At 41.2% G+C, this 10,791-nt stretch carries 9 protein-coding genes; 6 read left to right on the top strand and 3 right to left on the bottom strand.

Annotated elements, in window-relative coordinates; translation table 11 throughout:
- Positions 1-239: 239 nt before the first annotated feature.
- The gene (locus HMPREF2704_RS10445; protein ID WP_042759940.1) at positions 240-602 is read left to right on the top strand and encodes a hypothetical protein; all 363 of its coding nucleotides are present in this window, start codon (positions 240-242) and stop codon (positions 600-602) included.
- 295 nt (positions 603-897) lie between these two features.
- Entirely contained in the window at positions 898-1,296 is a 399-nt protein-coding gene (locus HMPREF2704_RS10440; RefSeq protein WP_070846574.1) for a hypothetical protein, read from the top strand.
- 1,146 nt (positions 1,297-2,442) lie between these two features.
- Here HMPREF2704_RS10440 and birA read toward each other — a convergent pair.
- The 3 genes from birA to HMPREF2704_RS10420 all read right to left on the bottom strand — a co-directional run bounded on the left by birA (position 2,443) and on the right by HMPREF2704_RS10420 (position 5,307).
- Entirely contained in the window at positions 2,443-3,384 is a 942-nt protein-coding gene (gene birA / locus HMPREF2704_RS10430) for a bifunctional biotin--[acetyl-CoA-carboxylase] ligase/biotin operon repressor BirA (protein WP_070846573.1), read from the bottom strand.
- A gap of 14 nt (positions 3,385-3,398) precedes the next feature.
- Positions 3,399-4,406: a LacI family DNA-binding transcriptional regulator gene (locus HMPREF2704_RS10425; RefSeq protein ID WP_070846572.1), complete on the bottom strand. Its 1,008-nt coding sequence runs from the start codon at positions 4,404-4,406 to the stop codon at positions 3,399-3,401.
- 67 nt (positions 4,407-4,473) lie between these two features.
- Positions 4,474-5,307, bottom strand: a complete 834-nt coding sequence (locus HMPREF2704_RS10420) for an AraC family transcriptional regulator (RefSeq protein WP_070846571.1) — start codon at positions 5,305-5,307, stop codon at positions 4,474-4,476.
- Positions 5,308-5,467: 160 nt separating this feature from the next.
- Here HMPREF2704_RS10420 and HMPREF2704_RS10415 point away from each other — a divergent pair, with 160 nt between their 5' ends.
- From HMPREF2704_RS10415 to HMPREF2704_RS10400, 4 genes are read left to right on the top strand one after another with little or no spacing between them, the layout of a single operon-like run.
- On the top strand, positions 5,468-7,630 hold the full coding sequence (locus HMPREF2704_RS10415; protein WP_049523553.1) for an alpha-galactosidase: 2,163 nt from the start codon (positions 5,468-5,470) through the stop codon (positions 7,628-7,630).
- Between the two features lie 14 nt (positions 7,631-7,644).
- Positions 7,645-8,904, top strand: a complete 1,260-nt coding sequence (locus HMPREF2704_RS10410; protein WP_049523551.1) for an extracellular solute-binding protein — start codon at positions 7,645-7,647, stop codon at positions 8,902-8,904.
- Positions 8,905-8,917: 13 nt separating this feature from the next.
- A complete protein-coding gene (locus HMPREF2704_RS10405; protein ID WP_049523549.1) occupies positions 8,918-9,784 on the top strand; it encodes a carbohydrate ABC transporter permease in 867 nt (288 codons plus the stop codon).
- A gap of 13 nt (positions 9,785-9,797) precedes the next feature.
- On the top strand, positions 9,798-10,631 hold the full coding sequence (locus tag HMPREF2704_RS10400; RefSeq protein WP_031573763.1) for a carbohydrate ABC transporter permease: 834 nt from the start codon (positions 9,798-9,800) through the stop codon (positions 10,629-10,631).
- Positions 10,632-10,791: the final 160 nt, after the last annotated feature.

Genomic DNA, 10,791 nt, shown 5'->3' with positions numbered 1-10,791 from the left:
TCGAAGGCGTTAAAAATATGATTAAAGGTGACGATAAATAATTGTTAATAGTCATCTTTTAGTCCCTAATGACGCATTCTAATTAGCTCCACTATGGAGAATAGAGTGCGTTTTTGATTTTGTGAGATTAATTTGCTATTGTAACAGACATCTTTAAAAATTGCTGTTATCATAGATATTTTCGTAGTATTCCTGTAATGGTATTTTGTTATAACATAAACAATTAAGGAGGTATTACATTGGATAAACTATTGATTCTACTATTTTTAACGATTTTGAGTATGCCTTTAATTTCATGCTCTAATCAAAGAAATCAGACTTTGGATGGGGAATATTATTGGGTTAGTGAATCTAGAAATGAACGAGCATTTACTATCTCAGGAAATAAAGGGATACTTGATAGTAGTGTTGCTGACAACTTTGTAATTGATCGAAAGAATGAAACAATTGAGTTAATGGGCTCGCAAATGTTAAACCGTACAACAAGTTATATATACGAAGATGGTGTCTTTACTGTAGATATTTCTGGTGTAGAGCGTGATTATTATAAGAAAGATAGTGAGGCTTATAAGAAGGCACTGAAGGATTTAGATGAAAATTGACCACAATAATTAATCTTTTCTTTTGCTCTTGTCATTTAACGCTTATCCTATACAAAGGGATTGAGCGTTTTTATATTATAGTCTTTCTTGGTTATGAATTGATTCTCAGTTTTCCTAGTGTACCAAATCCTACGAATTTGACAAAACTATATAAATTTGCTATAATAAATTTATATAAGGAATTGAATTAAATTACTACAACTAAGAAATATCCTTTAAATAATAAGCTAGCCTTGTTGCTTACTGTTACTTATAAAATAGAACAAGTTGTATAAATAGAAAGTGAGATTACTAGATGAGAATAACAAGTTTTAGAGATATGGACACCACTGAAGATTTTGAATTTGTAGAAGAAAAAATGGGAGATTATTTCCGTTGGGGAATTGCTGATTTCTATTCACTTCAACAAGCTACATATTGGATTGGTGATCTTTTAAGAAAAGAGCCTAGCGCTAATTTTGAAGTAAGAGCACGCCTTTCAGGAAGTGAAGATGTAGATGACTATGAAAGAATTGTGTTGTACGAAGGAGACCAGTGTTTTGATTCTTGGTTTTTAGAAGAGAAAGCAAGCTTCATGGCACCATATTCTATGATACTATTTCTCAATAAGGATACAAATGTGGCGTATGCTATTGAGAAAAATGAATCTGATGAGCCTGGACATGTGAAATATTTATGTGAGATAAGAAAATAAGAGAGTTGAAAAACTCTCTTTAAATTTAGTTATTAGTATATTGACAATTTTATTTTTCAAAACCTTTTGATAAGAAGAAGGCGACCGACCATAAAATAGTTATGGAAATCAAACATAATAAAATACTTGCATTACTAATTATTAATCTCTTCTTGATTGTGCTGGTTTTATTACATACCCAAGAATGTAATAAAGCAGTATGAGCAGATAATGTTTTACTAGAAGCATTTACTTTTTCTGCGGATTAATTTTCATCAAAAGGGTCTCAGGCTATAGAAGAAGAGCAGTATATGGTCATACACTACAAGAGAAACTAAATGAAGAATTTGATAACGTTAGAAAACTTTTATAATTATTTGGTACAAAAAACAAAATGACAAGCAAAAAAGCCTTGGTTACCAAGGCTTTTTCCTGTTGATTTAGATGTCCCCTGTATGGATTTGGAAAGGAGTTTTCATATTGAGAGTAATTAAAAATATTGAAATATAAATGAATTTCGGAAGGTGCTTTTAGGTGTTTTCAATATCATGATTTAAAAATGGGGCAAAAAACCTACTGAATTGAACTGTTTAGTAGCTTAAATATATCATGGTGCTATCTAAAAAGTTAATTTTATAGAGTTTGTTGGGATAGTTACTGAGTTTTTTGTTTAACATTCAAACTTTATTATTATATCAAAAAAATAATTAGAAAAACAGACTTGTATTATTTTGAAATTTGTATATGATGAAGGTGTAAGAACTATAAAATAGCCTGGTAGAAAGGGGAATGAAAGAATTAATCAGGCTATATAAAATTGGTAATTGGTATTTAATGTTGGAAAACAAGAAAGGAAAAGGTAAAAAATGCAAATACATAAAAAAATTTTTATAGTGGCGTTGGTTTTATCTATTTGTATCTCACTATATTTTCTTATCAATCCGTCTAATATCTTCACCTTTCCGATCCGTGTGCATGAATTTGATGACACATTTAAATATTACATGTTTGTGAAGATTGGAATTGTATTATTATTTATCAAATTCTTACTGGATATATGCTTAGAGTATATCAAGAATTGGTTTAAAAAGTTTTGATATATCTTCACACAAAAGAGTCTGAGACAGTGTTTTGTCCCAGACTCTTTTTTGAGTTGTGAGCTCTGTTTTATAGATTCCACTGCTTGAGGGAAATTTCGCCACTATTGAGCCAGATTTCTTCTTGATTTTCTAACTGGACCAAGAGTTGGCCGGTATCGGAGATGTCTTTGGCGAGGCCCTGATAGGTCTGCTGGTTCTGCTCAAAGGTGACAGTTCGTCCTAAGACCAGGGAGCGCTCTTTGTAGAGGTAGACCAGTTCATCGATATCCCTATGAAGAAATTCTCTCCAAATCTCGCTGATGAGGTCATTGCGGGCGATGGGACAAGGGCCTTCAAATAAGGAACCAGCCTTACTTTCTAGCTCATCTGGAAAAGTAGAGATAGCCAAATTGAGACCGACTCCGATAATGACATCCGTGACAAGGCCAGTCTCGATGGATGTGATAGCTTCGGTTAGGATTCCCCCAATTTTTTTATGGCGATAGTAAATATCATTGACCCATTTGATATCGACATCGATCAGGGTCAGATTTTTAATAGCCTTATAGATGGCTCCTGCGACCATGAGGGTATAAGGGGGGAGCTCCGCAGGTGGGAGTTGGGGCTTGAGATGAAGAGACATATAGATGCCGCCTTGATCGGGAGAGTAGTAGTCGCGACCAAAGCGGCCCTTTCCAGCAGATTGGGATTTGGCCAGGTAGAGAGCCCTGCCCTCTTTATGGGCTTCCATGCCTAATTTTGCGTCCAATTGGGTAGAATGACATTCTTCATTCAAAGTAACGGTCAACTGGGTATTGTTTGCGATGACTTCAGGAAGCAGAATATCGCCTGAGACCAGTCTATAACCCTTCTTTTTTAGGGATTCGATGACGACCCCATCTTTTTCCAGGCGCTGAATAGCTTTCCAGATGGAGGTGCGAGAAACACCTAATTCTTTTGCCAACTGTTCCCCGTTGACGTAATCATCTGCCTGAGAAAGGGTTTGAAAGAGGATTTCGTGTGTTTTCATAAGACTAAGACCTCCTAGCGACTGCTGTCTCGAATCGTCAGTTTGGTGGCTAATTTGACCATGCAGGGAACACTTGATTGACTCCCTTGAAAGGTTTGCCGCAACAGCTGAATGGCTTGCTTGCCCATTTCTTCTGTGTATACGGTCACTGTAGAGAGGGCCGGAAAGACATACTTAGCAATCGAGGTATCATTGAAGGAAATGAGACTGACGCGATCAGGTACTGCGATTTGGTGCTCCTGAAGGGACCGAAGGGCCCCAACAGCTATGGCATCACTGGCCATGAAAAAGGCAGTTGGCAAGTCGTCGCCCAGTGCTTGAATCAGCTGCTCCATCATCTGATAGCCTGACTCAGTTGAGAACTGACCGACAGCGACAAAGCGCTCCTCATAAAGCCCTTTTTCCGTGAGAAACTGTTGAAAGATTCGTTGACGAGGATCCATCTGAAGCGGTGTCGCATCTGCGGTCTCTTCTTGCCCAACCAAGAGTCCGATCTCCTTGTGATGATGCTCAAGGAAATGCTCGAGAGCGGTGATAACAGAATCTTCTAAATCTGTCGTCACGCAAGAATGCCCCAGATAGAGGGTATTGCTATCGACAAAGATCAGGGGTTTGCCGTAGCTTTCTAGATCTTGAATGGTCTTGGGACTGAATTTCCCAAGAGCAATAATGCCGTCTGCCTCCTGAATCAAAGACCAATCGTCCTTGTTAAAGATACGAAAGATCTCATAGCCTAATTCCTGGGCTTGTTTCTCCAAGCCCATCCGAATGGCATAGTAGTAGAGGTCCTCTAATTCTTCTTCGCGCGTGTACCATTCAAAGATGACGATTTTATGAGAATCTTCGACTGGTTGAGGCGCTGTTTTGCGGCTTTTCTTTTGGTAATGCAGGTCCTCAGCGATGCGAAGAATCCGACTGCGCGTGTCTTCACCAACCGATAAGGTCGCATCCTGGTTGAGGACGCGAGAGACCGTTGCCTGAGAAACGCCTGCTTTTTCCGCAATGTCTTTAATCGTTGCCATAGTTCATCCTTTATTGATTTCTACTTCCAGTATACTCTAAAAATTAGTAAAAAGAAATAAAATTTTACTAAATTTTATGTTTGTTGCGATATTGGCTAGGAGTTAGGTGGCTATAGGCCTTAAAGGCCTTTGAAAAATAGAGGGGATCTGAAAAGCCAACAGAGTAAGCCACGATCTTGATGCTCTCGTCTGTATTGGTCAGTAACTGCTGGGCACGCTGCATGCGGACTGAGTGCAGGAATTCTTTGGGAGAGATCTGGTGAAACTCCTTAAAAACAGTTGTTAGGTAAGACCGATGGACATTGAGGTCATCGGCGATCTCTTGAATACTTAGATGATCTTTATTGTAATGCGTCTCAATCATATGCTTGCAGGTCAGATAGAGCTGATAGGTGGGAGATGGATGGCTCCGATGGATATCGGGAGCCACTTCACTGATAAGAAATAGCAGTTCATAGATCTGAGAGAGAAGGTGGAGTTGGTAGTGCGAGGTCATCTTAGAGTCCTCTGCCTTGTGGACAAGCTGCTCCATAAACAGCCCGATCCGCTCTGTGTCCACCTCTGTTTTCTTTAGAAAACCTTTGGCATGTATGGTTGAAAAGCGCATGAAATCACTCACCTTGGTGCCACTAATCCCAATCCAGTAGTAGGACCAAGGATCTTCCGCGTCTGCCTGGTAGTAGGTCACCATATTTTTAGGGAGAAGGAAGAGATCCCCGGCTTCTAAATGGATTTCATTTTTATTGATGTGAAAGACACCTTTTCCCTTGGTGATAAAATGCAGAACAAAATTGTCTCGAAAGCTAGGACCAATTTCATAATTCTTGGGGCAATCTTCGTAGCCGTAAAAATCAAGGGCTATATCAATGGTGTCGGTTTGGTATTCTGAAAAGACTAACATAGGTAAACCTCCTACCTAACATTTTACCATATAAGCCCAACAAAATTCCATTTTCGAAAGCGTTTACAACATTTAAAATAAAGACATGTGAAAAAAGAAAAATATTGGAACTGAATATAAAAATACATAGTGATATTTTTAGGGTCCAATGGAGGAAGATATGGCAATTCGTATCGAACAAAATTTGTTCTATGTAGAAAGTAAGGGACTGAGCCTCATCCTTGAAAATCGAGATGGCTACCTGATGCTCAAGCATCTGGGACGTCCGATCCCGTCTTATCATTTTTCCAATACCGTGCATGAGAAGGACCATGCTTTCGCTGGAAATCCAACACCTGACAATCGAACTTTTAGTCTAGATACCCAGCGACAGGTCTTGGGCCAGCACGGACTAGGAGATTTTCGAAAACCGTCTATTCAGATCCAACACGGTGCTACAGAAGTGACGGATTTCCTCTATGTTGGAGCTAATATCTACTCTGGCAGTGTCGAGGCAACTGGTCTTCCCAATCCACATACAGTAGATAGTGCTGAAACCTTGGCCTTGGTCTTTGAAGATGATCAAGCGGCCTTGCGTTTGACCCTCTACTACACCGCCTACGAGGATCGGGCAACCATCACTAGCTTCTCAAAGATTGAAAACTTGAGTGATGAAAAGGTTGTGATCCACAAGGCTCTCAGTGTGTTGGCCGATCTGCCAGCCAGTGATTACGATATCATCACTCTGCAAGGAGCTTATGCGAGAGAAAAAACAGTTCGCCGTCAGCAAGTGGAGCAAGGAATCTTCTCCATCAGCTCCAACCGTGGTGCTTCTGGACATGCCCAGACTCCAGCCCTCATTCTTGCCGATCATGAAGTGACAGAAGATGCGGGCTCTGCTCTGGCCTTCCAACTGCTCTACAGTGGAAATTTTGAAGGATTTGTTCAAAAGAATCAACTCAATGAAGTTCGGGTTGGATTGGGGATCAATCCAGAAAACTTCGCTTGGGAATTGGAACCAAATCAGAGCTTTGATACGCCAGTGGCCATGATCACATACTCCCATGAGGGCTTGACCGGTCTCAGTCAAGAGAGTCAAGCATTTGTCCAAAACCATATCATTCCTAGCCCCTTTGCTCATAAAGAACGTCCAATTCTTATCAACAACTGGGAAGCGACCTACTTTGATTTCAAGAAAGACAAATTATTGGAGCTAGCAGACGAGGCTCAAAAAGTGGGGATCGAACTCTTTGTTCTTGATGATGGCTGGTTTGGCAATCGTTATGATGACAATCGGGCCCTCGGTGATTGGACTGTCAATGAAGAAAAATTAGGTGGAAGTCTAGCAGAATTGATCCAAGGCATCCACGACAAGGGACTTCAATTTGGCCTTTGGGTGGAGCCCGAAATGATTTCTGTTGATAGCGACCTCTACCGGGCTCATCCGGACTGGGCTATTCAAGTCCCAGGCTATGAACACACCTATTCACGGAATCAACTGGTGCTTGATTTCGCAAATAAAGAAGTAGTAGCTTATATCAAGCAGGTCTTGGATGACTTGCTTGGAAACCATGAGATCGACTATATCAAATGGGATATGAACCGCAATATCACCAAGCTTGGAAATGGGAAAACCTACCTGGAAACTAAGATGCAATCCCATGCTTATATCTTAGGTCTCTATGAAGTGGTTTCGTACTTGACGGAGAAGTACGACAACATCCTCTTTGAGTCTTGCTCCGGTGGTGGTGGTCGCAATGACCTTGGTATGATGCGTTACTTCCCGCAGGTCTGGGCAAGTGATAATACGGATGCCATTGCCAGACTTCCGATCCAGTATGGTTCTAGCTACCTCTATCCTACCATTTCTATGGGGGCTCATGTATCAGCGGTTCCAAATCACCAGATGGGAAGGATGACACCGCTTGAAACGCGAGGTCATGTAGCTATGATGGGAAATCTGGGCTATGAATTGGATCTAACCAGTCTTCCGCAAGAAGAGTTGGATAAGATCGCAGCTCAAGTCGCTCATTACAAAACGATTCGACCACTTGTTCAATTCGGAAAACACTACCGCTTGATCAATCCAAGCCATGGTAGCAATCAAGCAGCCGTCCAGTTTACTTATCAAGACCGCACAGTTGTAACTTATGTACGAGTCTTATCAACGGTTGAGGAGATCGAGCCGACCCTGAAACTCAAAGGATTGGAAGAAGATGCGCTCTATAGCTTAAAAGGGACGGACCAAGTCTATTCAGGAGCTGAGCTCATGTATGCTGGCTTAACCGTCATTCTTCCTCAGGGAGATTTCCTCACTAAACAATATGTTTTTGTCAAAAAATAAAAGGAGACAGCCAAATGAAATGGTATAAAAAAATCGGACTTCTTGCGACAACAGGCTTAGCCTTGTTTGGGCTTGGTGCTTGCTCCAACGAAGGTAAATCGGCGGATGGCACAGTGACCATCGAGTATTTCAACCAGAAAAAAGAAATGACTAAAACTTTGGAAGAAATCGCTCGTGATTTTGAAAAGGAAAACCCAAAGGTCAAGGTCAAAGTTGTCAATGTACCGAACGGTGGTGAAGTATTGAAAACACGTGTCCTCGCAGGAGATGTACCAGATGTGGTTAATATATACCCACAGTCCATCGAACTACAAGAATGGGCAAAAGCAGGTGTCTTCGAAGATTTGTCGAATAAAGACTATCTGAAACGCGTGAAAAATGGCTATGCTGAAAAATATGCCGTGAACGGAAAAGTCTACAACGTTCCCTTTACAGCCAATGCTTATGGAATTTACTACAACAAAGATAAATTCGAAGAACTGGGCTTGAAGGTTCCTGAAACCTGGGATGAATTTGAACAGTTAGTCAAAGACATCGTTGCTAAAGGACAAACACCATTTGGAATTGCAGGTGCAGATGCTTGGACACTCAATGGTTACAATCAATTAGCCTTTGCGACAGCAGCAGGTGGAGGAAAAGAAGCCAATCAATACCTTCGTTATTCTCAACCAAATGCTATTAAATTGACTGATCCGATTATGAAAGATGACATCAAGGTGATGGATATTCTTCGCATTAAAGGTTCGAAGCAAAAGAACTGGGAAGGCGCTGGCTATACAGACGTTATCGGAGCCTTCGCGCGTGGAGATGTCCTCATGACACCAAATGGATCTTGGGCGGTTACAGCGATTAATGAACAAAAACCGAAATTTAAGATTGGAACCTTCATGATTCCAGGAAAAGAAAAAGGACAAAGCTTAACCGTTGGTGCAGGTGACTTGGCATGGTCTATCTCAGCTACTACCAAACATTCAAAAGAAGCCAATGCCTTTGTGGAATACATGACCCGTCCAGAAGTCATGCAAAAATACTACGACGTGGACGGATCTCCAACAGCGATCGAAGGGGTCAAACAAGCAGGAGAGGATTCACCGCTTGCTGGGATGACCAAATATGCCTTTACGGATCGTCACTTGGTCTGGTTGCAACAATACTGGACCAGTGAAGCAGACTTCCATACCTTGACCATGAACTATGTCTTGACAGGTGATAAACAAGGAATGGTCAATGATTTGAATGCCTTCTTTAACCCGATGAAAGCGGATGTGGATTAGGAGTAGAGAGACTATGAAAAAAGTATTACAAAAATATTGGGCATGGGCTTTTGTGGTCATTCCCCTCTTGTTACAAGCAATTTTCTTCTATGTGCCGATGTTCCAAGGAGCCTTTTACAGTTTTACCAACTGGACAGGTTTGACGTATAACTACAAGTTTGTCGGCTTAAACAACTTTAAACTCCTCTTCATGGATCCAAAATTCATGAATGCGATTGGATTTACCGCGATCATCACCATTGCCATGGTGGTTGGTGAGATTGCCCTTGGGATCTTCATTGCGCGTGTCTTGAACTCTAAAATCAAAGGTCAGACCTTCTTCCGTGCATGGTTCTTCTTCCCAGCTGTTTTGTCTGGTTTGACAGTAGCTTTGATCTTCAAGCAAGTCTTCAACTACGGTCTTCCAGCGATTGGGAATGCCCTTCATATTGAGTTCCTCCAAACCAGTCTTTTAGGGACTAAGTGGGGAGCAATCTTTGCGGCTGTCTTTGTCCTTCTATGGCAAGGGGTGGCTATGCCTATCATTATCTTCCTAGCAGGTCTGCAATCCATCCCAACTGAGATTACAGAAGCTGCGAAGATCGATGGCGCGACTAGCAAGCAAGTCTTCTGGAATATTGAATTGCCTTACTTGCTACCAAGTGTCTCTATGGTCTTTATCCTAGCCCTAAAAGGTGGGCTAACCGCCTTTGACCAAGTCTTTGCCATGACTGGTGGTGGTCCAAACAATGCCACAACCTCACTTGGGCTCTTGGTTTATAACTATGCCTTTAAAAACAACCAATTCGGTTATGCCAATGCCATTGCCGTAATCTTGTTCTTCTTGATTGTAGTGATTTCAATCATCCAATTGAGAGTATCTAAGAAATTTGAAATTTAAGAGGAGAAGCACGATGAAACAAGATGAAAGAAAAGCCTTGATTGGCAAATACATTCTATTGATTCTAGGATCGGTTCTGATTTTAGTGCCACTCCTTGCCACCCTCTTTAGTTCCTTCAAACCCACCAAGGATATCGTAGACAATTTCTTTGGATTCCCGACGAATTTCACATTGGACAATTTTAGTCGACTCTTGGCTGATGGAATCGGAGGCTATTACTGGAACTCTGTCGTCATCACTGTCTTGTCTTTACTTGCAGTAATGATCTTTATCCCCATGGCGGCCTACTCCATCGCTCGCAATATGAGTAAAAGAAAAGCCTTTACTATCATGTATACCCTCTTAATCCTCGGAATCTTCGTACCTTTCCAAGTCATCATGATTCCGATTACGGTTATGATGAGTAAACTCGGTTTGGCTAATACCTTTGGTTTGATCTTGCTCTACTTGACCTATGCGATTCCACAGACCCTCTTCCTCTATGTGGGCTATATCAAAATCTCGATCCCAGAAAGTCTGGATGAAGCAGCAGAGATCGATGGGGCTAATAAATTTACAACCTATTTCCGCATCATCTTCCCAATGATGAAACCCATGCATGCAACAACCATGATCATCAATGCCCTTTGGTTCTGGAATGATTTCATGTTGCCACTCCTTGTCTTGAACCGGGATTCCAAAATGTGGACTCTGCCATTGTTCCAATACAACTACGCAGGCCAATATTTCAACGACTACGGACCAAGCTTTGCCTCATACGTTGTCGGCATTATCAGTATCACCATTGTCTATCTCTTCTTCCAACGCCATATCATCGCAGGAATGAGCAACGGCGCAGTGAAATAATAAGATACAAAGCCCGTTAAAAGCTCACAGTGAAAATAGGGAATCTGAATAAGAAGCCTTGGCTTCTTGGAGGATTCATCTTTTTCACACAGAGCTTAGGGTGTGTTCAATTCTAGAAACAAAGGGACGATTCAGCTTGCTGAAAATTTCTGTAGTACCC

The sequence above is a fragment of the Streptococcus sp. HMSC076C09 genome, assembly GCF_001837905.1.
GTDB lineage: Bacteria > Bacillota > Bacilli > Lactobacillales > Streptococcaceae > Streptococcus > Streptococcus parasanguinis_I.
The sequence above is the reverse complement of the archived record's forward strand: the minus strand, read 5'-3'. Positions and strand labels throughout refer to the sequence as shown.